General features: G+C 75.8%; 13 protein-coding genes. 10 read left to right on the top strand and 3 right to left on the bottom strand.

The window, feature by feature from the left end; genetic code table 11:
- Nucleotides 1–99: 99 nt before the first annotated feature.
- Together SRB5_RS25505 and SRB5_RS25500 are read left to right on the top strand one after the other, a co-directional pair.
- Nucleotides 100–2,958 (top strand): ATP-binding protein, encoded by a 2,859-nt coding sequence (locus SRB5_RS25505; protein WP_153455765.1) that lies wholly within the window; start codon nt 100–102, stop codon nt 2,956–2,958.
- Nucleotides 2,959–3,026: 68 nt separating this feature from the next.
- Entirely contained in the window at nt 3,027–3,527 is a 501-nt protein-coding gene (locus SRB5_RS25500; RefSeq protein ID WP_153455764.1) for a hypothetical protein, read from the top strand.
- Here the strand turns inward: SRB5_RS25500 and SRB5_RS25495 are convergent.
- Nucleotides 3,490–5,340, bottom strand: a complete 1,851-nt coding sequence (locus SRB5_RS25495; protein WP_153455795.1) for an N-acetylmuramoyl-L-alanine amidase — start codon at nt 5,338–5,340, stop codon at nt 3,490–3,492. The genes SRB5_RS25500 and SRB5_RS25495 overlap by 38 nt on opposite strands.
- A gap of 257 nt (nt 5,341–5,597) precedes the next feature.
- The gene (locus SRB5_RS25490; protein ID WP_153455763.1) at nt 5,598–6,731 is read right to left on the bottom strand and encodes an aminoglycoside phosphotransferase family protein; all 1,134 of its coding nucleotides are present in this window, start codon (nt 6,729–6,731) and stop codon (nt 5,598–5,600) included.
- A 290-nt stretch (nt 6,732–7,021) separates the two neighbouring features.
- Here SRB5_RS25490 and SRB5_RS25485 point away from each other — a divergent pair, with 290 nt between their 5' ends.
- Nucleotides 7,022–8,515: a DNA-binding protein NsdB gene (locus SRB5_RS25485; protein WP_323378450.1), complete on the top strand. Its 1,494-nt coding sequence runs from the start codon at nt 7,022–7,024 to the stop codon at nt 8,513–8,515.
- Nucleotides 8,516–8,536: 21 nt separating this feature from the next.
- Here SRB5_RS25485 and SRB5_RS25480 read toward each other — a convergent pair whose 3' ends face one another.
- Nucleotides 8,537–9,910, bottom strand: a complete 1,374-nt coding sequence (locus tag SRB5_RS25480) for a PP2C family protein-serine/threonine phosphatase (RefSeq protein WP_153455761.1) — start codon at nt 9,908–9,910, stop codon at nt 8,537–8,539.
- A gap of 295 nt (nt 9,911–10,205) precedes the next feature.
- Between SRB5_RS25480 and SRB5_RS25475 the strand changes: the two genes are divergently transcribed.
- From SRB5_RS25475 to SRB5_RS25445, 7 genes are all read left to right on the top strand, one after another.
- On the top strand, nt 10,206–11,636 hold the full coding sequence (locus SRB5_RS25475; RefSeq protein WP_153455760.1) for a HEAT repeat domain-containing protein: 1,431 nt from the start codon (nt 10,206–10,208) through the stop codon (nt 11,634–11,636).
- Between the two features lie 100 nt (nt 11,637–11,736).
- Nucleotides 11,737–12,861: a glycosyltransferase family 4 protein gene (locus tag SRB5_RS25470; protein WP_153455759.1), complete on the top strand. Its 1,125-nt coding sequence runs from the start codon at nt 11,737–11,739 to the stop codon at nt 12,859–12,861.
- A complete protein-coding gene (locus SRB5_RS25465) occupies nt 12,858–14,009 on the top strand; it encodes a glycosyltransferase (protein WP_153455758.1) in 1,152 nt (383 codons plus the stop codon). Before SRB5_RS25470 ends, SRB5_RS25465 begins: the two co-directional genes overlap by 4 nt.
- Before the next feature lie 33 nt (nt 14,010–14,042).
- Complete coding sequence (locus SRB5_RS25460; RefSeq protein WP_153455757.1) at nt 14,043–17,642, top strand: hydantoinase B/oxoprolinase family protein; 3,600 nt, start codon at nt 14,043–14,045, stop codon at nt 17,640–17,642.
- Nucleotides 17,643–17,699: 57 nt separating this feature from the next.
- Complete coding sequence (locus SRB5_RS25455) at nt 17,700–19,232, top strand: hypothetical protein (RefSeq protein ID WP_323378449.1); 1,533 nt, start codon at nt 17,700–17,702, stop codon at nt 19,230–19,232.
- Between the two features lie 31 nt (nt 19,233–19,263).
- Complete coding sequence (locus tag SRB5_RS25450) at nt 19,264–20,142, top strand: hypothetical protein (RefSeq protein ID WP_153455756.1); 879 nt, start codon at nt 19,264–19,266, stop codon at nt 20,140–20,142.
- A gap of 30 nt (nt 20,143–20,172) precedes the next feature.
- Nucleotides 20,173–24,723: a hypothetical protein gene (locus SRB5_RS25445; RefSeq protein ID WP_153455755.1), complete on the top strand. Its 4,551-nt coding sequence runs from the start codon at nt 20,173–20,175 to the stop codon at nt 24,721–24,723.
- The last annotated feature ends 1 nt before the right edge of the window (nt 24,724 follow it).

Raw genomic sequence — 24,724 nt, 5'->3', positions numbered from 1 at the left:
CGGGGTTCCCCCCGGTCCCCCAGGGCGTACGCTCGGTGGTCGACGGAAGGAGCGTGCGCCCGCTCTTCGCACGCCCGGGGCGCGAGCAGGTGGTGCCGTATGCGTGAGACCGAACTACTCGAACGCGAATCGGAGCTGCGCGCGATCGACGCCGCCTTAAGGGCGCTGGCCGGCGAGTACACCGGCCGGACCGAGTCGCGTCGCGGTGGGGTCCTCGCCGTCGCCGGGCACGCCGGCATCGGCAAGACCACGCTGCTCGCCGAGGTCCGTACCCGCGCCGCCGCCCTCGGCTGCACCGTGCTGTTCGCCCGCGGCGGCGACCAGGAGCAGCGCGTCGCCTTCCATGTCGCCCGCCAGCTGCTGCAGCCCCAGCTCGCCCGCTTCGGCGAGGAGGAGCTGCGCGAGACCCTCGGTGGCTGGTACGGCATCGTCGGCCCGGCGCTCGGCCTGGCAGCCGGCGCGGGCGGCGCCCCGCCGGACCCGCAGGGCCTGGCCGACGGCCTGGACTGGGTGCTGACGTATCTCGCCACCCACCGCGCGCCGCTGGTCCTCGTCCTGGACGACGCCCACTGGGCCGACGCCGAGTCGCTGGGCTGGCTGACCTCCTTCGCCCCGCGCGCCGAGGAGCTGCCGCTGCTGATCGTCGCCGCCTACCGGCCGGAGGAGCTCCCGGAGTACGCCGAGTCCTTCCGGGGCCTTCCCGGCCGCGCCGGGCACCGGCCCATCGGGCTTGCCCCGCTCACCGCGCCCGCCGTCGCCGACCTGGTGCGCGCCCGGATAGGGCCCGAGGCCGACGACGGGTTCTGCCGCGAGTGCTGGGCGGTCACCGCGGGCAACCCCTTCGAGGCCGTCGAGCTCACCGCCCGCGTCCTGGACCGGGGCCTGAAGCCGGACGAGTCCAGCGCCCATCTGCTGCGCGACCTGGCCGCCGCGGCCAAGGGCAGCGGGCTGGTCCGCCGGCTCGAGCGCCTGGGCACCTCCACCGTCCGCTTCGCGTGGGCCTGCGCGGTGCTCGGCACCGAGATCCCGCCGTCGCTGGCCGCGCACGTGGCGGGGCTGGGCCCGCAGGAGGCCGCCGACGCCGCGGACCGGCTGCGCGAGTTCCGCGTGCTGACCGGCGCGGACACCCTGGAGTTCGTGCACCCGCTGATCGCCACCGCCGTCTACCGCGCCATCCCCGACGCGGTGCGCGTCGCCCTGCACGGGCAGGCCGCCTGGTGCCTGGTCGACGGGGGCGCCGGACCGGCCGCCGCCGCCCGCCATCTGCTGGAGACCCATCCCGAGGCCGACCCCTGGGTCGTCAACCAGCTGCGCGCCGCCGCCCGCGAGACGCTGCGCGCCGGGGCGCCGGACGCCGCCCGCAGCTATCTGGCCCGCGCGCTGCGCGAACCCCCGCCCCTCGAGGACCGCGCCGCCGTACTGTACGAACTGGGGTGCTCCTCCACGCTCACCGAGCCGGCGACCACGGTGAACCACCTGCGTGCCGCCCTCGACGAACCCGGCGGCGAACCGGCCCTGCGGCACGCGATCATCTACCGCCTCTCGCAGACCCTCGCCCACTCCGACCGCCTCGCCGAGGCCTCCGCGGTCATCGGCGCCGGCGCCCGGTCGGTCACCGACGCCCGCACCCGGCTGCGGATGCGCGCCGAGCAGTTCATGTGGGACGCCTTCCGCGCCGACGAGCCGGACTCCCCGGCCCGCTCCCGCCGCCTCGCGCGCCTCGCCGACCGGCTCGGCGGCGGCGATCTGACCGAGCGCTACATCATCGGCCTGCGCGCCTGGGACGCCACCTTGCGCGCCGAGCCCGCCGAGGTCGCCGTCCGGCACGCGGAACGGGCGCTGAAGGGATGCCTCAACTGGGCCGACGAGGAGCGCGGCTTCGAGGTCCCGGTCCTGGTCGCCCTCGCCTTCATGTACGCCGACCGGCCCGGCCGCGCCGAGGAGCTGTTCGCCGAGGGCATCGCGGCGTTCGAGCGCGCCGGCTGGCGCGGCGCCCATCTGTCCTTCGGCTACAGCCTGCTGGGCTACCTCCGCTACCGCCGCGGCCGGCTGGACGAGGCGGAGGACTTCGCCCGCGACGGACTGCGGCTCTCCGACCGCGTCGGCCGCGGCACCCCCGCCCAGTGGTACTCCGTGGCGGTCCTGGTCGAGATCCTCCTGGCCCGCGGCCGGGCCGGGGAGGCCGAGCGGCTGGCCGCCACGTACGACTTCTGCGAGCCGTTCGGCACCGCCGTCGTCTTCCCCGACGCGCAGACCGTGTACGGCGAACTGCTGCTCGCCGTCGGCCGGCCCCGCGAGGCCGCCACCCAGCTCGCCGCGGCGGGCCGCCGACTGTCCCCGCGCGGCATCCGCAACCCCTCCTGGTGCCCGTGGCAGCTGCACCTGGCCCGCGCCGAGCTGCACGACGCCCCGGAACGGGCCGCCGGGCACGCCCGCGAGGCGCTCGCCATGGCCCGCCGCTACGGCGCCCCCTCCGCCGTCGGACAGGCGCTGCGCATCAGCGCCGAGGTCGCGCCGCCGCAGGAGCGGGTGAAGCTGCTGGAGGAGGCCGTCGGCCATCTCGAGCGCTCCCCGGCCGGCTACGAGCTCGCCGTCGGCCTCGTCGCGTACGGCTCCGCCCTGCGCGCCGCCGGCCGGCCCCGGGAGGCCGCCGAGCAGCTGTACCGGGGGCTGGAGGGCGCCCTGGGCTGCGGGGCGGACGGACTGGCCGAGCGGGCCCAGGGGGAGCTGGCCGCGGCGGGGCTGCGTCCGCGTCGGCTGCGCGCCACGGACACCGACACGCTCAGCAGCCGCGAACGTGCCGCCGCCGACCGGGCCGCGCGCGCCGTACCGCTGCCGCGGATCGCCCAGGAGCTGGGGACCGACGAGCGGACGGTGTCGCTGCTGCTGTCGGCCGTCTACCGGAAGGTCGGCACCGACGCGACGGGACTGGCGGACGCGCTCACCGCGGCGCCGTGACACTCCGGCGGAAGGACACCGCGCCACCCCGGCGTCCGGACGCGCCGCCTGCCCGTACGATTGGGTCCATGTCCTTCCTCCGCCGCCGTAGCGCCCCCACGCCCGCCGGGCCGGACTTCGACGTCCTCGCCATGGATCCCGGCGACTGGCCGGGCGATCTGGGCGCCGGTCTGCTGCCGGCGCCCGACGGGACGTGCCAGGGCGTGTTCCTGCGCTACGACCTGTTCGGCGGCCGCGGCCCCGCGATGATCATCGGAAACCTGCCGGCCGGTTCCCCGGCCCGTGAGCTCGCCGACGGCCAGGTGCCGTTCGAGGTGGCGCAGCTGCTCGCGGCCCTGGGCAACGACGAGCCGGTGACGGTCGTCTCGACCGAGGACACGCCGGTGATGCACCAGGACAACCTGCTGATCGTCAAGCGCGTCAAGTGCTCCGAGAGCCGGATCTCCTGCGTCCAGTTCGACCGCAGCGACGGGGTGCTCGTCACCATCGCCGCCTGGGACCGGCCGATCACCGACGACCTCTACCAGCTGCTCAAGCCGCTTCCCGCGGAGCTCTTCCAGCAGGGCTGACGGTCACGTCCGCCGCCTTGACGTAGGCCAGGCGGTGGCCGAACTGGATCTGGTAGTACTCCGTCGTGCCGCGCACCACCGTGCGCTGCAGCGGTCCGGTGAACTCCGTGGCGTAGTAGTGCTCGCCGGGCATCTCGCCGCCCAGCACGTACGACTGGCCGGCCTTCAGCTCGTACGGCAGGGCCTTCTGCTCGACCGGCTTGATCCCCTCCGGGTACGCCGCCGCCTCCGGCAGGGCGCGCCCGTAGACGGGCACCGACTCCCGTCCCGCCCGGGGGGTCACCACCTCGGCCCGGGCGGGCACCGCGGTCCGGGCGCCGGCCGGGTCGTGGAACCAGGCCTTCTGCCCGAGGTACCAGATCGCCGTCCAGTCGCCCTTGCGGCCGGCGAGTGCGAACTGCTGTCCCGTCGAGGCGCGGGCGCCCGTGTCGTTGACGCCGGTCGAGGAGAGGCCCTCACCCTTGTGCTGGCCGGCGTCCTTCACCAGGGGTGAGTCCGCGTCCGGCGCGCTGTGCAGGCGTACCGCGGTCGAGCCGTGCGGCGGGCAGGCGTCGTCCTTCGCCCTGCACGCGATGTACGGGGGCCGGTTCGCCGCGTAGTCGGGGAGGATCGTCACGGCGCCGGAGCCGCCGGTCGCCTTGAAGGGGGCGCCGAGCAGGTCGAAGTAGTGCGCCCAGTCCCAGTACGGTCCCGGGTCGGTGTGCATGCCCGCGACCGAGCCGGGGTCGCCCGGGGGGACGTTGTCGTGTCCGATGATGTGCTGGCGGTCCAGCGGAATGTCGTAGCGCCGCGCCAGCCACCGCACCAGCCGCGCGGACGAACGGTACATCGCCTCGGTGAACCAGGCGTCCGGTTCGGTGAGCCGCGCCTCGTGCTCGATGCCGATGGACTGCGTGTTGATCTGCCAGTTCCCGGCGTGCCAGGCGACCGCCTCCAGCGGTACGTGCTGGGCCACATGTCCGTCGCGGGAGCGGATCGTGTACTGCCACGACACGGACTTCGGGTCCTGGACGGTCTGGACCGAACCCTCGTAGGAGCCCTCCGTGTCGTGCACGACGATGTAGCGGACCGGCAGGTCGCCGGGCCTGCGGGCCAGATCGTGGTTGCCGTAGTCGGGCTGTCCGTCGTCGCCCTTGAACTCCTCGTACGGCGCGGGGACCCACTCGCATGCCAGCGTGCGCGGGCACTGCGCGCGCCCCTGGGCGGGCGGCTGCCCCCTGCCGAGGCGGGCCCGCTGCTCCTCACGCGGACGTACGTCCCGCCGCGAGCGCAGCTCCAGCCGCTCGCCCCCGTCGGTGGTCCGCCGCTCGCCGGTGCGCAGCACGTCGTACACGCCGTCCGCGAACTCCCTGGCCGCCCACGGGTCGCGGGCCGTGGAGTACGCGGCCACCGCGCCGTACCAGTCGGCGGGATCGGTGCTGCGCGGCAGGTCCAGCCGGCCCTGCAGCTCCGCCAGCAGCGCGGCGCCGCCGGCGACGTTGGCCGCCGGATCGCGGCGCAGCAGCGCGGGTGCCAGCCCGGTGAGCCGGGCCGCCCGCGGGAGGGTGGCGGGGGCGTCCGGGGTGCCCGCGAGCCGGTCCGTGAGATGCATCGGTCCGTAGCCGCCCGCCACGCTCGGGGCGCCGCCGTGGCCGTCCCAGCGGGACTCGAGGTAGGACACGGCCAGCAGGACGTCCTCCGGTACGCCGTGCCTCGCGGAGGCGTCGGCGAAGGCCTGGCGCAGGGGGGTGGCGGCCGGTGCGTGCGGGGGGCTGTCGGCGGGCGGGACGGTCGCGGCGAGCAGGGCGGGGGCCAGCAGGGCGGCCGCCGCCATCGTGGGTACGAACAGTCGCAAGCCAGTGCCCTCCGCGCCCCGGCGTCACCTCACCTTGTGTGTGCGTGACGTCACCGATGGTGATCGGTGTCCAGGACTATCGGTCGGCAGACCATCCGTCAATCATCCGCAGCGGGTACGCGCTTGACGTCACCGTCCTGGCGGGACGGACGGAGCCCGGACGGGCGTGCGCGCCGAAGGGCGGCGCCCGGACCGGGCGCCGCCCCTCGATCGGCGGAAGAAGGTACGTGTCGGCGTCAGCGCGTCCCCACCGCGGCGCGCACCGCGCGGCGGGCCATCGCGGCGTCGTCGTGCAGCCGGCGCAGCAGCAGCCGCAGCTCCTCGCCCGTCGCGGGGGCGACCGGGCGGCGGGTGTCCGTGCCCGTGGGCCGGTCCGGCTCGTGCATGGTGCGCAGCACCGCCGACTCGTAGGTGCGGATCTCCCGGGTGAGCACCAGCATCAGATTGACCAGGAACGCGTCCCGGGCGGCCGGGCCGGCGGCCTGCGCGAGCTGGCTGATCTGCCGCCGCGCCTCGGGCGCGTCGCCCAGCACCGCCCACATGGTCGCCAGGTCGTAGCCCGGCAGATACCAGCCCGCGCGCTCCCAGTCGACCAGCACCGGACCGGCGGGGGAGAGCAGCATGTTCGACAGCAGCGCGTCACCGTGGCAGAACTGGCCCTGGCCGTGCGCCAGACCGTGCAGCAGGCTCTGCATGTCGCTGATGTCCCGGTCGGTGAGCAGACCGAACTCGTGGTACCTGCGCATCTGCTCCGGGTAGTCCAGCGGCGCGCCGAACACGCCGGGCGGCGGCCGCCACAGGTTCAGCCGGCAGACCGCGCCCAGCACCGACCGTACGTCCGTCCGCGGCGGCGGCTCCACCGGATGCCGCTGCAGTGCCGCCACCCGGCCCGGGCTCCGCTCGATCACCAGCGTGCCGTGCTCCGGATCGGCGGCGACGAGCCGCGGGACGCGGACGGGCGGGCGGTGCCGGACGAACGCCCGGTATGCCGCTATTTCGTGCTGGAAGCGCTCGATCCAGGCGGGGGAGCGGTCGATCAGGCACTTGGCGACGGCCGTGGTACGGCCGGTGGTCCCGATCAGCAGCACCGAGCGGCTGCTGCGGCGCAGCACCTGCACCGCGCTGAAGTCGGGGCAGACCCGGTGCACCGAGGCGATCGCCGCGCGCAGGGGCGCCCCCTGGGGGCCGCTCAGGTCGAGTCTGCCGCTGACCGGCGCTCTGCCGTTCGGCCCGGGCCGCCGCAGCCGTGCGCCGTCCGCGACCGCCCCGGCGAGACCCGCGGGGGGATAGGGCCCGCCACTGCCCAGGGGTGCCGGCTGTGCCCGGTGCGGACGGACAGGAGCGGGCGCGGAGGCAGATGTTGCGTACATGGGCGTAACGGTCCCTTCGCGTGCGGACAATGCGGTGCGCGAGCCCGGCCGGCAGAACCGGGGGCGGTCCGGCTCGTTGGACGAACCGGATGCCGGTGACAGGAACACCGCACCCTGGGGAATGCGGTTGGCATGTGCCACCGGTCTACCGGCCGGATCGCGCATCCCTACACCACACCAGGGAACGGGTGGCACACCATCTGGCGGACCCTGGCGAACCCTGGCGAATAGTCGCTGGGCAAGTGATGCGGGACTACTGTCAACTCAGCCGAGGAACCTGGGGGCTTGTCGTGAGCAGGGAACCCAACACCAGGCTGGCCGACCTCTTCGCGCTGGCAGGCTGGTCGAAGGGAGAGCTGGCGAGGCTCGTGAACCGGCAGGCGGGAGCCATGGGTTACCCGCAGCTGGCGACCGACACCTCGCGGGTGCGGCGCTGGATGGAGACCGGCGAGATTCCGCGTGATCCCGTACCCAAGGTGCTGGCCGCCCTGTTCACCGAGCGCCTCGGCCGTGTCGTGACCATCGAGGACCTCGGTCTGGTCCGGGCCGGGCGCACCGGGAAGCGGCGGCCCGAGGGCTCCGCGGCCGGGCTGCCGTGGGCTCCGGAGCGTACGGCGGAGGTGCTCACCGAATTCACGGGAATGGACCTCATGCTCAATCGACGCGGCCTGGTGGGCGCGGGCGCAGCGCTCGCCGCCGGCTCAGCTCTCAGCGGTGCCATGTACGAGTGGCTGCACGCCACCCCGGCGGCGGGTCCGTCCCGGCCGCCCCGTCCCACGGACACCGGCGCCTACGACCGGATGACCCCCTCCTCCTACGACCGTTACGAGGCCACGCCCGTCGGCACCGCCGAGGTGTCGGCGCTGGAGCGCTCCGTCGAGGTGTTCCGCGCCTGGGACGCGGCCCGCGGCGGCGGACTGCAGCGCAAGGCGGTCGTCGGCCAGCTCAACGAGGTGGGCGGCATACTCGCCTACCGGCATCCCGAGGGGCTGCAACGCCGGTTGTGGGGCGTCGCGGCGAACCTCGCGGTGCTGGCCGGCTGGATGTCCCACGACGTGGGGCTGGAGCCCACCGCCCAGAAGTACTTCGTCATCGCCGCGCACGCGGCGCGCGAGGGCGGCGACCGGCCGCGGGCCGGTGAGGCGCTGTCCCGCGCCGCGCGCCAGATGGTGCATCTGGGCCGCCCCGACGACGCGCTGGACCTGATGAAGCTCGCCAAGTCCGGCTCCGGGCGCACGACTCTGCCCCGAACCCGCGCGATGCTCTGCACCATCGAGGCGTGGGCGCAGGCCGCCAAGGGCCACGGGCAGGCGATGCGGCGGGCGCTGGGGGAGGCGGAGGAGCTCTTCGCCGGCGACCACGGCGACGTGGAGCCGCCCAGCTGGATGCAGATGTTCGACGAGGCGGATCTGCACGGGATGGAGGCCCTGGCGTACCGCACCCTGGCGGAGCACGATCCGGCGGCCGCGGCCCGGGCGCAGGAGCACGCGACGCGGGCGCTGGTGCTGCGGGCGGACGGCAGACAGCGGTCCCAGATCTTCGACTACCTGTCGATGGCGTCCGCCTGCTTCATCGCGGACGACCCCGAGCAGGCCGACCGCTACGCCCGGCTCGCGCTGCTCACCATCGGGGAGAACTCCTCGCACCGCACCTGGGACCGGCTGCGTGAGATGTACCGGTTGACCGGACAGTACGCGGGGTACCCGAAGATCCACGAGCTGCGCGAGGAGATCCGGTTCGCGCTGCCGCGGACGGCGCCGCGGAGCAGGACGTCCCCGGCCTGACGGGCCGGGGGCCCGGCGCCCTCAGTCCGTGACGCGCGCGAGGAGCAGACACGTCCCCGGTGCGTCCGAGGCGACGTCCGTCAGCACGCCCAGGGCGGCCTGCGCGTCGTCCCCGGCGGCGGCCGCCACCGCCGGCGCGAGCAGCTGCGGGTCGAGCGGGGCGGCCGGTCCCGCGGTGTGCAGGACGAGCACGTCGCCGGTGCGCAGCCGGTGGCGCGCCTGGGTGTACGCCGACTGCGCCCCGGCGCCCAGCACCTCCCCGTCCGGGCGGTCCAGGGCGCGGCCCTCGCCGGCGCGCAGGAGCAGCGGCGGCGGATGGCCGGCCTGCGCCCAGGTCAGCGTGCGCGTGGGCGGGTCCCAGCGGCAGCACAGCGCGGTGCCCAGGAGGGGCTGGGCGGCGGTCTCCAGCAGCCGGTTCAGCCAGCCCAGGAGGCCGGCCGGGTCCGTCCCGGTCAGCGCCATGCCGCGCAGGGCGCCGAGCAGCATCGCCAGCCCCGAGGGGACGGCCATGCCGTGGCCGGCGAGGCCGCCGACGCTGAGCAGCGTGCCGCCGTCGGGCAGTTGGAGCGCGTCGTAGAAGTCGCCGCGCACGGCGCTGTCGCCGGGGGCGGGGACGTAGTGCGCGGCCAGGTCCAGGCCGGCCGGGGCGCCGTGCGGGAAGCGCAGCGGGCCGCGCCACGGGGGCAGGACGGCGTCGCGCAGCTCGGCCGCGAGCCGGTGCTCCGTCCGCGTGTGCCGCCCGTGGGCGCCGATCGCGTCGCGGGTCTCGCCCACCGCCCGCTGGCTGCGGCGCAGTTCGCTCACGTCGCGCAGCACGGCCCAGACGGAGGCGGTGGCGCCGTCGGCGTCGAGCACCGGCTCGCCCACCATGTGCACCGTGCGCTCGGTGCCGTCGGGGCGTACGACCAGGAACTCGCCGTCGATCGTACGGCCGTCGACGAGGCAGGCGGTCACCAGGGCGGTGAGCCGGTCCTGGTCGGCGGGGGCTATGGCGGACGGCAGTTCGTCCAGCGACAGGGGGCCCTGGGCGGCGGTCCGGCCGAAGATGCCGAGGAGCTCCCCGGACCAGTCGATGCGGTCGGTCAGCAGATCCCACTCGGCGCTGCCGACCCGGGTCAGCAGGGACTCCACGGGCCTTTGCGGCGGTGCGGGGCGGTCCCCGCGCAGCTGCCCTATCTGGGCGTCCAGATCGCTCAGCTGGTGGTCGGCGAGGTCGCACAGCGCGCGGCGCCAGCGGGCGCCGGGATCCGCGGTACCGTATTCCGCCGCACCGGCCTCGCTGCGTACGGCGTCGACTCCGCCCCGTAACCGGCGCAGCTGCTCCAGCAGCGCGTCCACGGCGTCCCTGCCCTGCGGCTCGGCCGCGGAGCGGTCGGGGGAGAGATGCGACGCCATGAGCGCTCCGATGCCTCCCGGCGGGGCCGGGTACGTAAGGAGAAGGGGCCGCTACGACTGTCGCACAGAGGGCGACGATGTGTAAGCAATTTCGCAATACTCGGAGTGATGATGCCGCAGGCATATGCCAAAGGCCCTGCTCGGGAGGTCGGCGTGGCCGCGGAATGCCGGGGTCCAGGTAGGCTTCCCCGGTGCCGCGGCCGGGACGCCCCATACGTGCCGGACGTGGTGTCCGGTACGTCCGTTCGCGGATAATTCCGTTGCCAGCCCAGTCCCCACCACGGATGCTGACCTCATGTTCGAGCCAGTCATAGCGCCCAGCGGCACCCTGCTCGGGCTCCTGCAAAGGGGCCGCGGAGACGGGACCCTGCATGCCCTAGCCGCCCCCCGGGCGGAGGCCGTCGAAGCGCTGCGGCAATGCGTACTGCACGACCCGCGCAGCGACTGGCAGGTGGAGAACCGCTCCCTGTACTACGCACGCCTCTGGCGGGACCTGGACGCGGACCTGGACGCCGTGGCGGAGCACCTCTTCGACGCCGACGACACCGCGTCGGACGAGGCCGACGAGCAGCGCACCGGCCTGGCCCTGTCGGTCCTCGGCCATCTGGCCGGATACGGCCGCACCGACGCCCTCCTGCTGCTGCGCCGCTACGCGGCCCGCGGCGCCGCCTGGCAGTGGGCCCTGGACGAGCTCGCGGTGCGCGACGACGACGAGGGCCTGCGCTCACTGGGCCCGGCCGTCCTGGCGCGCTTCGCGGCGACTCCGGAGGGTGACGGCGCCCTGGCCGCCGCCGTCGCCGAGGCCTTCGAGCCCCGGCCGTGGAATCTGTGGGCCGACGACCCGGTCCTGGGCGAACGGGTCCGCGGCGCCCAGGAGCGCCGCAGCTTCGCCCTCTGGCAGCGCCAGCTGCGCCCCGGCGGCCCGCGCCCCGACTGGAGCGTCACCGCCGTCCTGGGCTGGGCCCAGCAGGGCTACGAGGACAACCCCGACTGGCCGCGGCACTCGGCCGCCGCCCGCTGTCTGGCCGCCGTCGGCACCGCCACCGACTATCCGGAGCTGCTGTCCGCCGCCGCCGGCGGACCCGACGGCGCCCGGGGCGCCGCGCTGGCCCATCTGGCCGCCACCGCCGATCCGCAGGCCCTCAACCTGATCGAGCTGGCTACCGCCACCGGCTCCGCCTATGTCGCCGCGACGGCGCTGTCCGCGTACGGTCGCATGAGTTCACCGGCGGCCGTGGCCCGGGCCCGCCGCTGGGTCGGCCGGTCCGACGCCCTGGGCACGGCCGCGGGCGTGATGCTCGCCCGGCGCGGCGGGGCCGGGGACGCCGAGGCCGTGCGCGCCGCGCTGCTGCGCACGGTGCGGCTGGAGGGGCCCGACACGACGGCCCTGTGGGCGCTGACGGAGGGCGCCGGGCGGCTCGGCATCCGGGACGCGGCGCCGGTGCTGCGTCACATCTACCGGGAGACCGCCTCGTCCCAGCTCCGGGGCCTGGCCGCCGCGGCGCTGGCGGCCACCGATCCGGCGTTCGGCCGCGGCTTCGCCGTCGAGTGCCTGTGGGACTGCGAGGAGACCACCCGGGAGCTGGCCGCCCGTACCGCGGAGACCGCCGACTCGCGGGTCGTGGACCAGCTGCGCCGGCTGGCCACCGACCCGGCCGAGGAGGCCGGCGTGCAGACCGCGGTACGCACCCGCATCACCCCCGAGGGCCCCTCGCGCCACGCGTGACGGCCTCTGGGGACGAGGCGCCCCAACTGCTCACGGGACGTTCCCCCCGGCGTCAGCTCGCCGTGGCCCCGGCCTCCACCGGACCGGCCAGAACACGGGTATGCGTATCGCCGTCGTCACCGAGTCCTTTCCCCCCGACATCAACGGGGTGGCCCACTGCGCCCAGCAGACCGTCCGGCACCTCGTACGGCGCGGCCACGACGTCCTGGTCGTCGCCCCCGCGGCGCCGCAGGGCGCGAGCGAGGGTCCCCCGCCGCCCTGCCGGGTGGTGCGGCTGCCCGCCGTGTCCCTCCCGGGTTACCCGCAGGTTCGCCTCGCCCTGCCGAGCCGGCGCCTCGCCGCGGAGCTGAGCGCCCACCGCGCCGAACTGGTCCACCTGGCCAGCCCGTTCGTCCTGGGCGCCCGGGGAGCGGCCGTGGCAACGCGGCTGGGCATCCCCTCCGTCGCCGTCTACCAGACCGACCTGGGCTCCTACGCCCGCACCTACATGGGCGCCGGAGAGGCCCTGGCCTGGCGGCGGATCCGCACCGTGCACACCGCCGCCGCCGTCACCCTCGCCCCGTCGTCCGCCGCGATGGCCCTGCTGGCCGGACACGGCGTGCCCCGGGTGCGGATGTGGCCGCGCGGCGTCGACTCGCACCGCTTCCACCCCGCGCGCCGCGACGAGGAGCTGCGCCGCGGCCTGGCCGGCGGCGCCGGGACGCTCGTGGGGTACGTCGGCCGGCTGGCACCCGAGAAGCACGTCGAACTGATGTCCCTGGCCGCGCGGCTGCCGGACGTACGGGTCGTGGTGGCCGGTGACGGACCGAGCGCCCCCGCGCTGCGCGAGAGCGTGCCGGGCGCCCGCTTCCTCGGCATGCGCACCGGTGACGAACTGGCGCGCATCTACGCCTCCCTCGACATGTTCGTGCACACGGGCCCGTTCGAGACGTTCTGCCAGACCGTGCAGGAGGCCATGGCGTCCGGTGTCCCGGTGATCGCCCCCGCCGCCGGCGGCCCCCTCGACCTCGTCGCGCACGAGCGGACGGGCCTGCTGGTGCCGCCGATGGACGCCGGGGCCGTACGCGACGCGGTCCAAAGGCTGACGGACGCCCCGGAGCTGCGCGCGGAGTTCGGCCGCGCCGGGCGGGCCGCGGTGGCCGCTCGTACCTGGGAGGCCGTCGGCGACCAGCTGATCGGCTGCTACGAGGAGGTCCTCGCGCGGCGGACGGCGGTCGCCGCATGAGACCCGCCGGGCTGCGGATCGTCCGCCTCGCCAACTTCGTCGCCCCCGCCTCCGGCGGACTGCGCACCGCCCTGCGTGAACTCGGCACCGGCTACCGCGCGGCCGGCCACGAACCGGTGCTCGTCCTGCCCGGCCCCGCGTACCGCGACCGGGAGACGGAACAGGGCCGCGTCATCACGCTGCCCGGCCCCGTGCTGCCCGGCACCGGCGGCTACCGCGTCCTCGTCGGACGCCGCCCCCTGACCCGGCTGCTGCACCGGCTGGCGCCCGACCGGCTCGAGGTCTCCGACCGCACCACCCTGCGCTGGACCGGCGGCTGGGCCCGGCGCGCCCGGGTACCGGCCGTGATGGTCTCGCACGAGAGCGTCGACGGCGTCCTCGGCACCTGGGGCGTCCCCGGCGGCGCCGCCGTACGCGCCGCCGACGCCCTCAACCGGCGCTCCGCCCACGCTTTCCAACGGATCGTGTGCACCACCGAGTGGGCGGCCCGCGAGTTCGAGCGGATCGGCGCCCGCAACATCCTGCGCGCGCCCCTCGGCGTGGACCTCACCCGGTGCCACCCGGCGCACCGCAGCGCCTCCCTGCGCGGACGCCTGGTGGGCGAGGACGACGTCCTGCTGCTCATGTGCTCGCGGCTCTCCCCGGAGAAGCGGCCGGGGCGGGCGCTGGACGCGCTGGCGGAGCTCCGGCAGCGCGGAGTGCGCGCCCGGCTCGTCGTCGCCGGCGACGGCCCCCTGCGCGACCGGCTGGAGGCCCGGGCGCGGGCGGCGCGGCTGCCGGTGGAGTTCCTCGGCCATCTGCCCGCCCCCGAGGTCGCCGCCCTCCAGGCGTCCGCCGACATCGCCCTGGCGCCCGGCCCGGTGGAGACCTTCGGCCTCGCCGCCCTGGAGGCGCTGGCGTGCGGCACTCCGGTGGTGGCCAGCGCGCTGTCCGCGCTCCCGGCGATCGTCGGCCCGGCAGGGGACACCGCCGCGGACAACGGCACCGCGTTCGCGGACGCCGTGCAGCGGCTCCTCGCCCGGGACGCGACGGCGCGGCGGGAGGCCGCCCGCCGCCGCGCCGAGGGCTACGGCTGGCCGGCGGCGGTGGACGCGTTCCTCGCGGCGCACGGCACGGCCCGGCTGCCCGCCGCGCGGGAGCAGGTGTGAACCCCTCGCCCGCCGCGCTGCGACAATGCCGGGATGACGGGACGCTGGGAATTCTGGATCGACCGGGGCGGCACCTTCACCGACATCGTCGGCAGGACGCCCGAGGGGCGCCTCGTCGCGCGCAAGGTCCTCTCCCACGACCCCGGCCGGCACCAGGACGCCGCCGTCGCCGGGATCCGGCTGACGCTGGGGCTGCGCGACGGCGAACCGATTCCCGCCGGGCGGATCGCCGTCGTGAAGATGGGCACCACCGTCGCCACCAACGCCCTGCTGGAGCGCAAGGGTGAGCCCACCGTGCTGGTCGTCACCGAGGGCTTCGGCGACGCCCTGCGGATCGCGTACCAGAACCGCCCCCGGCTCTTCGACCGCCGCATCGTGCTGCCCGAGGCCCTCTACGACCGGGTGATCGAGGTGCCCGAGCGGATCGCGGCCGGCGGGGAGACGGTCCGCGAGCTGGACCTGGACGCCGCGAGGGACGCCCTGCGGGCCGCGTACGACGACGGCATCCGCAGCGCCGCCGTCGTCTTCCTGCACGGCTACCGCCATCCCGCGCACGAGCGGGCAGTCGCCGCCGCGGCCCGCGACCTCGGCTTCCCGCAGGTCAGCGTGTCGCACGAGGTGAGCCCGCTGATGAAGCTGGTGCCGCGCGGCGACACCACCGTCGTCGACGCCTATCTCTCGCCCATCCTGCGCCGTTACGTCGACGAGGTCGCCCGGGAACTGCGCGGCATCCGGCTGATGTTCATGCAGTCCAACGGGGGGCTGCGGCAGGCGGACCACTTCCGCGGCAAGGACGCCGTGCTCTCCGGCCCCGCGGGGGGCGTCGTCGGGATGGTGCGGGCGGCGGGGGCCGTCGGGTACGAGCGGGTCATCGGCTTCGACATGGGCGGCACCTCCACCGACGTGTCGCACTACGCGGGCGCGTACGAGCGGGAGTTCGGCACCGAGGTGGCGGGCGTGCGGATGCGCGCGCCGATGATGAGCATCCACACCGTGGCCGCCGGCGGCGGTTCGGTGCTGCACTTCGACGGGCGCCGCTACCGCGTCGGCCCCGACTCCGCGGGCGCCGTCCCCGGCCCCGTCTGCTACCGGCGCGGCGGTCCGCTGACGGTGACCGACGCCAACGTGATGCTGGGCCGCGTCCAGCCCGCCCACTTCCCCGCCGTCTTCGGCCCCGCCGGGGACCAGCCGCTGGACGCGGAGGCGGTACGCCGGGGGTTCACGGACCTCGCTGCCGAGGCCGCGGAGGCGACCGGGGACACGCGTACACCGGAGGAGGTCGCCGCCGGGTTCGTCGACATCGCCGTGCTCAACATGGCCAACGCCGTGAAGAAGATCTCCGTCCAGCGGGGCCACGACGTCACCCGCTACGCGCTGGTCAGCTTCGGCGGAGCCGGCGGCCAGCACGCCTGCGCCGTCGCCGACCAACTGGGCATCGACACCGTCCTGGTGCCCCCGCTGGCGGGCGTCCTCTCCGCGTACGGGATCGGCGTGGCCGCCGCGACCGCCATGCGGGAGCAGTCCGTCGAGGCGGAGCTCACCGAGGGGTCACTGCCGCGCATCCGCGAGACGTGCGCCGAACTCGCCGCCGTCACCCGCGGCGAACTGCACGCCGACGGCATCCCCGACGAGGCGGTCGGCACCGCCGCCCGGGTCCATCTGCGCTACGCCGGCACCGACTCCTCGATCCCCGTCGACCTGGCGGGCGCCGGGGAGATGGCCGCCGAGTTCGCCGCCGTGCACCGCTCGCGCTACGGCTTCACCACCGACAAGCCCCTCGTCGCCGAAGCGGTGTCCGTCGAAGCCTCCTCCACCCCGCCGCCCGCGGCCCTGGACGCCGTCGAACAGCCGCCCCGCGAGGGAGCCCTCGTACCGGCCGACCGGATCCGGATGTTCGCCGGCGGTGCGATGCGCGACGCGGATCTGTACGAACGCTCCGCCCTGCGTCCCTCCGACACCGTCACCGGACCCGCGCTGATCGCCGAGGCGGACGCCGCGACGGTCGTCGAGGACGGCTGGAAGGCGACGGCCGACCCCCACGGACACCTCGTCCTCACCCGGGTCCGCCCCCGGCCGGCGACCCACGCCGTCGGCACCGACGCCGACCCCGTCATGCTCGAGGTCTTCAACAGCCTCTTCATGTCCATCGCCGAACAGATGGGCCTGCGGCTGGAGAACACCGCGCACTCCGTCAACATCAAGGAGCGGCTCGACTTCTCCTGCGCCCTGTTCGATTCCGACGGCAACCTCATCGCCAACGCCCCGCACATCCCCGTCCACCTCGGCTCGATGGGGGAGTCCATCAAGGAGGTGCTGCGGCGCCGGCGGGACGACATGCGGCCGGGCGACGTGTACGCCGTGAACGACCCGTACCACGGCGGCACGCATCTGCCGGACGTCACCGTCGTCTCACCGGTGTTCGACCCCGAGGGACGCGAGCTGCTCTTCCTCGTCGCCTCCCGCGGCCACCACGCCGAGATCGGCGGCATCACCCCCGGATCGATGCCCGCCTTCAGCCGCACCATCCAGGAGGAGGGCGTCCTCTTCGACAACTGGCTGCTCGTCCGCGACGGCCGCCTGCTCGAGGACGAGACCCGCGACCTGCTGACCTCCGGCCCCTACCCCTCCCGCGCCCCCGACGCCAACCTCGCGGACCTGCGGGCGCAGATCGCCGCCAACGAGAAGGGCATCCGCGAACTGCGGCGGATGATCGACCAGTTCGGCCTCGACGTCGTCCGCGCGTACATGCGCCACGTCCAGGACAACGCGGAGGAGTCCGTCCGCCGGATCGTCGCCGGGCTCGACAGCGGTTCGTACCGCTACGAGACGGACAGCGGCGCCGTCATCCGGGTCGCCGTCGACGTCGACCGCGAGGCCCGCGGCGCCGTGATCGACTTCACCGGGACCTCCCCGCAGCAGCCGGGCAACGCCAACGCCCCCAGCTCCGTCGTCATGGCCGCCGTCCTGTACGTCTTCCGTACCCTCGTCGCCGACGACATCCCGCTCAACAGCGGCTGCCTCAAACCCCTGACCGTCCGCATCCCCGAGGGCTCCATGCTCGCGCCCGCCCACCCGGCGGCGACCGTCGCGGGGAACGTGGAGACCTCGCAGGCCGTCACCGGCGCCCTGTACGCGGCGCTCGGCGTGCAGGCGGAGGGCTCCGGCACCATGAACAACGTCACCTTCGGCAACGACCGCGCCCAGTACTACGAGACCGTCGCCAGCGGCTCCGGCGCGGGCGACGGGTTCGCCGGCGCCGACGCCGTGCAGACCCATATGACCAACTCCCGCCTCACCGACCCCGAGGTCCTCGAGTGGCGCTACCCGGTGCGCGTCGAGGAGTTCTCCGTACGGCCCGGCAGCGGCGGCGACGGCCGCTGGCCCGGCGGACGCGGGGTGACCCGGCGGATCCGCTTCCTCGAGCCGATGACGGTGACCCTGCTCAGCAACCACCGGCGCGTCCCCCCGTACGGGATGGCCGGCGGCGAACCGGGCGGCACCGGGCACAACGCGCTCGAGCGCGCCGACGGCACGGTCACGGAGCTCGAGGGCTGCGACACGGCGGAGGCCGGCGCGGGCGACGTGCTGGTCGTCGAGACGCCCGGCGGGGGCGGCTACGGGGCGCCGCAGTGAGCCGTCTGATCCGTGCCGTTTCGATCGTTGTCGGTGGCAGCGCCTAATCTGTCCGACGTGACTGCACCTGCCACCGTTCCGACCGAGACCGGGCCGCCCCACCCGGGCGTGACCAGGCCCGCCGCGGGCCCGGCCGCCGACGAGGGCCTGGCCCGGCGGCTGCGCGCGCTCGCCTGCACCGCGCCGCTGCACGACCTCGACGTGCGCAAGACGATGCTCGCGGGGGAGTACGGCGGGTACGCCATGGCGGAGCTGGCGCTGGCGGCGATCGACCTGGTCACCCTGCAGATGGACTTCGACACCGGCGCCGACCACGAGCAGGTGGTCGCCCGGCTGCTGCCGCGCGCCGCCGCCCAGGCGCCGCGCCGCCCCGCGGCCGAGCACGAGCGGGTCGCCCGCTGGGTGCTGGACAATCTGATCAACGTCGGCAGCGTCGACCGCGGCTTCCGCGCGGTGTACGGCACCTTCGCGCCCGACGGCTCGTACGTGCGCCGGGACTACGACTTCAAGCTGATCGAGGAGGTGCCCGGCCCCGGCGGCGCGGTCTACCTCCGTACCACCGACGAGGCGGTCAACGTTCTCGTCGGCGCCCTCGACACCGACGTCACCAGCGCCCAGATCGCCGCCGAGGTGAAGCTCGAGGTGCTGATCCAGCGGGGCAGGCTCGCCGACGCCCAGCTCGCCGCCGAGCAGGCGCGCTACCGCACCGTCCAGTACGCCGAGACGCTGCGCCGCGCCCTGGAGGCCACCCGGCGCAACGTCCGCGCGGTGGACTGGCTGCGGGCCGTCCCCGACCTGATAAGCGAGGCCCTGGACCACGTCGCCGACCGCTACCGGCACGAGAACGCCATCCTCACCAACATCCGCCGCTCCCGCGACGAGGCCGAGGACCCCGAGCACAAGCGGCGCGCCGCCGAGCTCGTCGACATCGTCAAGGACTGCATCCGCCGCCACACCCAGCTGCAGTCCCGGCTGCTCGACGCCGGCCCGCTGTTCCGCGCCGAGCAGGACCGGCAGGCGTTCGCCACCCCGGCCGCCCACTCCGGGCTCGATCTGTACGGGCAGCTCCTCGCGCCCGTGCTGCCGCTGGCGCTGGAGCGGTCGGTCCGGGTCACGGACGCCTGGTTCGCCCGCGGTACGGGGCTGCGCTCGCCGCACTCCGTACGGGTCGGGGACCTGGTCGACATGCTGTTCACCCCGCCCGCCGAGCGCGAGCACCTGGGCGCCGAGATGCCCGAGCCGGACCTGATCGCCACGCCCGACGCCAGCCGCTTCAGCGAGGAGCAGCTGGCCCGCGCCCTGGACCTCCTCGAGCTGCCGCCCGACGCGCCGCGCCGGCTGTCCGGCCTGCTCGCCGAGGCCCGCCGCCGCGACCCCTCGCTGCCCTACCTCGTCGCCCTCCTCGCGGTGCACGCCGCCGCCCCCGCCGTCGGCACGGCGTACCGGCAGGGCGAGGAGCGGCTGCTGTTCGCCGTGGACGACGGCACCGAGCTGGACGACCCCGAGTTCGGCGGCGCCGACCTCATCGTCGGCACGGCCCTGCTGGACGCCGCCGGGATGGCCGCCGACCGGACGGAGGGCGCGTCGTGACCCCCGGCAACCCGACCTGGACGGAGCACCGATGAGCAGCGAGCACAGCACGGCGGCCGACGCGGCGCCCGCGCCCGTGACGCCCGCCGACACCGCCGACGCCGCCCGGCTCGTCGCCTTCGGACTGCAGCCCAAGCTGCTGCCGTCGCGCGACCTGGAGTACGCCGAGCTGCTGCGCCGCTACCGCGAGGACCCGCCCTTCGCACGGCTGGCGGACGCCGTCGCCACCGGCCTCGGGCTCGTCGTGCTGGAGGTGTCGGGCCGCGCCGGGATGGCCGTCACCGCCGCCGAGGACTCCGTGTTCGCCGTCCGCATGGGCGAGTACGCGCGCCGGGCCGGCGCCGACTCCGCCGACCGGTTCCTGCACGGCCTGGCCCATCTGGCCGTCGCCGCCATGGCCTTCCCCCGCCCCGACGACCTCGCCGACGACGGCTACATCGGCCGGATCACCGTCAACGGCGTCGACGCCTTCGTCCGCCAGGCCTGCCGCCGGCTGGAGGAGCGCGCGGAGGCCACCGGGGAGAACACCGACCCGGCGACCGAGGCCCCCGGTCTGGAGGCCGCCTGGCGGGTGTACGCGCGGCGCAGCGCCACGGGCGCGACCAAGGACGCGCGCCGGCTGGCCGGTTCGACGACCGGCATCATCGGCAAGGCCGTCGCCTTCCTCACCGACTCCGGCTTCCTCCAGCGCACCTCGGACGAGGCCGGCGGCACGTACCGCACCACCGCGCGCTACCAGCTGCAGGTCCGCGACATGGCCGGCGGCGCCGCCATGGCCGAGCTGCTCGAGCTGGGCGTCGTCCCCGTCGGCGACGGTACCGCCAGCCTCCTCCCGCCCGACGAGACCGGGGACCTGGAGCTGGTCGCCGACGCCTCCCTGCCCTTCTTCCCCGACCAGCGCGACGCCTGACCGCCGTCCCGCCGACCTTCTGCGAGAGCCATGTACGAACTGTCCCGGATCCGCCTCTACTCCATCGGGCCCGCCGGTGCGCGCTACGCCGACACCGTGCTGGACCTGCGCGGAGTGGGCGAGCCGGTGCCCGAACCGGCACCGGCGCAGGGCGACTTCTTCGCCGACGAGCCGGCCGGCCCGCCGCGCCGCCCGGCTCCCGCGGGCGTGCTCTTCCTGGAGAACGGCGGCGGCAAGTCCGTCCTGCTCAAGCTGATCTTCTCGGTGATGCTGCCCGGCCACCGCAACACCCTGGGCGGCGCCAGCTCCGGTGTGCTGCGCAAGTTCCTCCTCGCCGACGACTGCGGGCACGTGGCGCTGGAGTGGCAGCACACCCGTACCGGCGAGACGATCGTCGTCGGCAAGGTCAGCGAATGGCGCGGCCGTCAGGTCTCCACCGACCCGCGGAAGTTCTCCGAGGCCTGGTACTCCTTCCGTCCCGGCCCCGGGATGAGCCTGGACGCGCTGCCCGTCGCCGAGGCGAGCTTCGTACCGTCGCCCGCCGAGGCCCTCGAGGGCGTCTCGGGCGCGCGCGGCCGGCGGCGCACCATGAAGGGCTTCCGTGACGCGCTGACCGAGGCCGGCCGCTTCTACCCGCATCTGGAGGTCTCCTGGGAGGAGATCCACGAGCGGTGGAACGAACACCTCACCGAGCTGGGCCTGGACCCGGAGCTGTTCCGCTACCAGCGGGAGATGAACGCCGACGAGGGCGAGGCGGCCGGCCTGTTCGCGGTGAAGAACGACTCCGACTTCACCGACCTGCTGCTGCGCGCCGTCACCGACACCCGCGACACCGACGGCCTCGCCGACCTGGTGCACGGCTTCGCCCACAAGCTGGGCCGGCGCGCCGAGCTCACCGCGGAGCGCGACTTCACCGCCGGCTCCCTGGACCTCCTCGAGGCCGTCGCCGGGGCCACCGCCCACCGCACCCGGGTCCGCGAGATCCACGCCGGGGCCGAGCGCCGCACCGCCGCCCTGGTCCGCCGCCTCGCCGCCCGCGCCGCCGCCGAGCGCGGCCGGGCCGTCGTCCTCGCCGGCCAGGTCACCGCCGCCGGGCACGCGGTGTCCGACGCCCGCCGCGCCCGTGACCGCAGCGAGGCGATCGCCGCCGAGCTCGCCCACCGGCACGCCTGTCTGGCGCTGGCCGCCGCGGAGAAGGACGCCGCCGCCCAGCGCCGCGAGCTGACCGACGCCCGCACCCTGCAGTCCGCGTGGCTCGCCGCCGAGGCCGTCCTGCGCCACCGCGCCGCCGCCGACCGCGCCGCCCGCGTCTCCGCCGCCATCCACGAGGCCGAACGCGACGCCGCCCCCGCGCTCGCCGCCCGCGCCCGGGCCGCCGGCGACCTCGTCCGCGCCCTCGACCGGGCCGCCCGGGCCGGTGAGCTACGGGCCAACGAGGAGGAGGAGCGTTCCACCACCCTGCAGGCGGAGTCGGAGTCCGCCCACACGGCCGCCACGGCCGCAGCCACCGCCGCCGAGCGGGCCCGCAGCGAGGCCGGCCATCTGCGCCAGCGCCTCGCCGAGGTCGAGCAGGAGACCGCCGACGCCGTCCGCGCCGGCTGGCTCGAGGACACCGCCCCCGAGTCCGACCCCGCCCGCGCCGCGCTCGCCGCCTCCGACGCGGAGAAGACCGCCGTCGCCGCCTGGGACACCGCCCGCGAGACCGCGGCCCGCACCGCCGAGCGGGCCCAGGAGGCCGCCGCCCGGCTGGCCCGCGCCGAACTCGCCGCCGCCCGCGCCGCGGACGCCGTGCTCGCCGCGGAGGCCTCGTACGACAACGAGCTGCGCGCCGCCCGCGGTCTGGGCGCCGAACCCCGGCTGGCGGAGCTCCTCGGCGGCGACGCCCTCACCGCCGAGGACCTCGACCGCAACGCCGACGCCCTGCGCGAGCGGCTGGAGGACGCCAACACCACCGCCGAGCGGCGGCTGTTCGACCTGCGCACCGCGGCCGCCGACGACGCCCGCATCCTCGGCGCGCTCGGCGACGGGGGCCTGCTGCCGCCCGGGCCCGACGTGCTGGCCACGGTGGAGTATCTGGGCGAGCACGGCATCCCCGCCCTCCCCGGCTGGCGTTACCTCGCCCAGGCCGTCGACCCCGCCGACCACGCCGCCGTCCTCGCCGCCCGGCCCGAGCTGGTCGACGGCGTCGTCATCACCGACCCCGCGTCCCACGCCCGCGCCCGCGAGGTGCTGGCCGACGCCTCCCTGCTGCCCCGCTCCGCCGTCGCCGTCGGCACCGCGGCCGCCCTCATCGCCCCCGCCCCGGACACCGGCGGGGACACGGGAGTCTTCCTCGTACCGCCGAACCCGGCGATGCACGACGAGCGCGCCGCCGACGAGGAGCGCCGCCAGCTCCGTGACCGGGCCACCGCCCGCGACGAGGACATCCGCGCGCTCGCCGCCCGGCTCACCGCCGACCGCGCCCTCGCCGCCCGGCTGGCGTCCTGGCGCACCGGCTGCCCCGCCGGCCGCCTCACCGACCTGGCGGCCGCCGCCGAGGCCGCCCGCACCGCCGCCGCGGCCGCCGACGAGGCGCTGGCCGAGGACCGCACCGCCCGCGACGCCACCGCCGAGGCGGCCGCCGACGCCGCCCGCGGCCGCGACGAACGGCAGGAGGCCGCCCAGCGCGCCCGCCGCTCCGCCGACGCCCTCGCGGGCCTCGCCCACCGGCTGCGCGAACGCTCCCGCTGGCAGGCCCGCCTGCGTGAACTCGCCGACGCCACCGCCGGGCACGAGGCCGAGGCCACCGGCTGTCTGGCCCGCGCCCGCGCCGCCGACGAGGACCGCCGCGGCGCCCAGCGCGCCGCCGACGACGCCCGCCGCACCGCCCGCGCCCTGCGCGCCGAACGCGCCGAGATCGCCGGCGCCGCCGAGGACACCGACGCCGACGGCGAGCGGACCGGCGCCGCACTGCCGGCGCTGCGCGAGGCCTACCGCGCCGCCTCCCAGGTCTACGAGAGGGTCGGCGTCGGCGCCGACCTCCGGGCCGAGCAGGCCCGCGCGGAGAGCGAGGAGACCTCCGCCCTCGCCGACCTCGGCCGCCTGACCAACAAGGTCCGCACCCGCGCCGGCCGGCTCCTCGAGGGCACCGACGGCGCCGACGCCCCCTCCCGGCAGGCTGCCGCCGCCCGCGCCGAGGAGCTCGTCCACCTCCTGGAGTCCCGCGCCGAGTCCGCCAGCGAACAGCTCGGCCGGCTCCGCGGCGAAGCCGAACGCCTCGCCCCCCAGGGCGCCGACGCCCACGCCGACCTCCCCGACGAGCTGCTGCCCGCCGACGCCGGCCACGCCCAGTCCCTGCTGCGCACCGCCGGCGGCGAGCTGGCCGCCCACACCGCCGCCCTGGAGGAGGCCACCGCCGCCCACGAGGAGCTGCTGCACACCCACCGCGCCGCCGACGACGCCGCCCGCGGCTTCGAGGAGACCGCCGCCCAGCTCCGCGACCTGCTGCGCACCGCCGCCGACGACGACCCGGACACCGACGAGGAGCCCTACCCCGGCCCCCTCGACGCCGCCCGGCAGGCGACCGCCGAGGCCCGCCGCTCCCTGCGCGGCTGCGCCGCCGACCTCTCCGCCGCCGAGACGGCGCTGCGCGACACCTGCGACGTCCTCGTCCGGCACGCCAACTCCACCCGCTACGAGCAGGTCCGCACCCCCGCCCGCCAGCAGATCCGCGAACTGCCCGCCGCCGCCCTGCCCGAGCACGCCCCCGCCTGGGCCAAGGCGTTCGCGCCCCGGCTGCGGGTCCTCACCGACGAGCTCGAGCAGCTCGAACGCAACCGGGACAGCATCGTCGACCGCCTCCGCGGCCTCGTCGAATCCGCCCTCACCACGCTGCGCGCCGCCCAGCGCCTCTCCCAGCTCCCGGAGGGCCTGGGGGAGTGGTCGGGCCAGGAGTTCCTGCGGATCCGCTTCACCGACCCCGACCAGCTCACCCTCGGCGAACGGCTCGGCGAGGTCATCGACGACGCCACCCGCGCCGCCGTCCGCAAGAACGGCGACCTGCGCCGCGACGGGATGTCCCTGCTGCTACGAGCCGTCGAGGCGGCCCTGAGGCCCAAGGGCGTCTCCGTCGAGATCCTCAAACCGGACGCGGTGCTGCGCGCCGAGCGCGTCCCCGTCGGACAGATGGGCGACGTGTTCTCCGGCGGCCAGCTGCTCACCGCCGCCATCGCCCTCTACTGCACGATGGCGGCCCTGCGCAGCAACGACCGCGGCCACGACCGCCACCGCCACGCGGGCACCCTGTTCCTGGACAACCCCATCGGCCGCGCCAACGCCACGTACCTCCTGGAGCTCCAGCGCGCGGTGGCCGACGCCCTGGGCGTCCAGCTCCTCTACACCACGGGCCTCTTCGACACCACGGCCCTGGCGGAGTTCCCCCTGGTCATCCGCCTGCGCAACGACGCGGACCTCAGGGCGGGCCTCAAGTACATCAGCATCGAGGAACACCTGCGCCCCGGCCTCCCCCACCAGCCGGAGGAATCCGACCCGACCCACGGCGAGGTGACGGCGACGCGTCTCTTCCGCCGCACCCCGGACTGAC

This window comes from Streptomyces smaragdinus (assembly GCF_009604385.1).
Lineage (GTDB): Bacteria > Actinomycetota > Actinomycetes > Streptomycetales > Streptomycetaceae > Streptomyces > Streptomyces smaragdinus.
The sequence above is the reverse complement of the archived record's forward strand: the minus strand, read 5'-3'. Positions and strand labels throughout refer to the sequence as shown.

Bases quoted from the DNA above. Each gene is read 5' to 3' on its own strand.
- SRB5_RS25490 (WP_153455763.1), bottom strand. From the start codon at position 6,731: ATGTACGCAACATCTGCCTCCGCGCCCGCTCCTGTCCGTCCGCACCGG.
- SRB5_RS25465 (WP_153455758.1), top strand. From the start codon at position 12,858: ATGAGACCCGCCGGGCTGCGGATCGTCCGCCTCGCCAACTTCGTCGCC.
- SRB5_RS25500 (WP_153455764.1), top strand. From the start codon at position 3,027: ATGTCCTTCCTCCGCCGCCGTAGCGCCCCCACGCCCGCCGGGCCGGAC.
- SRB5_RS25495 (WP_153455795.1), bottom strand. From the start codon at position 5,340: ATGGCGGCGGCCGCCCTGCTGGCCCCCGCCCTGCTCGCCGCGACCGTC.
- SRB5_RS25470 (WP_153455759.1), top strand. From the start codon at position 11,737: ATGCGTATCGCCGTCGTCACCGAGTCCTTTCCCCCCGACATCAACGGG.
- SRB5_RS25475 (WP_153455760.1), top strand. From the start codon at position 10,206: ATGTTCGAGCCAGTCATAGCGCCCAGCGGCACCCTGCTCGGGCTCCTG.
- SRB5_RS25445 (WP_153455755.1), top strand. From the start codon at position 20,173: ATGTACGAACTGTCCCGGATCCGCCTCTACTCCATCGGGCCCGCCGGT.
- SRB5_RS25480 (WP_153455761.1), bottom strand. From the start codon at position 9,910: ATGGCGTCGCATCTCTCCCCCGACCGCTCCGCGGCCGAGCCGCAGGGC.
- SRB5_RS25450 (WP_153455756.1), top strand. From the start codon at position 19,264: ATGAGCAGCGAGCACAGCACGGCGGCCGACGCGGCGCCCGCGCCCGTG.
- SRB5_RS25505 (WP_153455765.1), top strand. From the start codon at position 100: ATGCGTGAGACCGAACTACTCGAACGCGAATCGGAGCTGCGCGCGATC.
- SRB5_RS25460 (WP_153455757.1), top strand. From the start codon at position 14,043: ATGACGGGACGCTGGGAATTCTGGATCGACCGGGGCGGCACCTTCACC.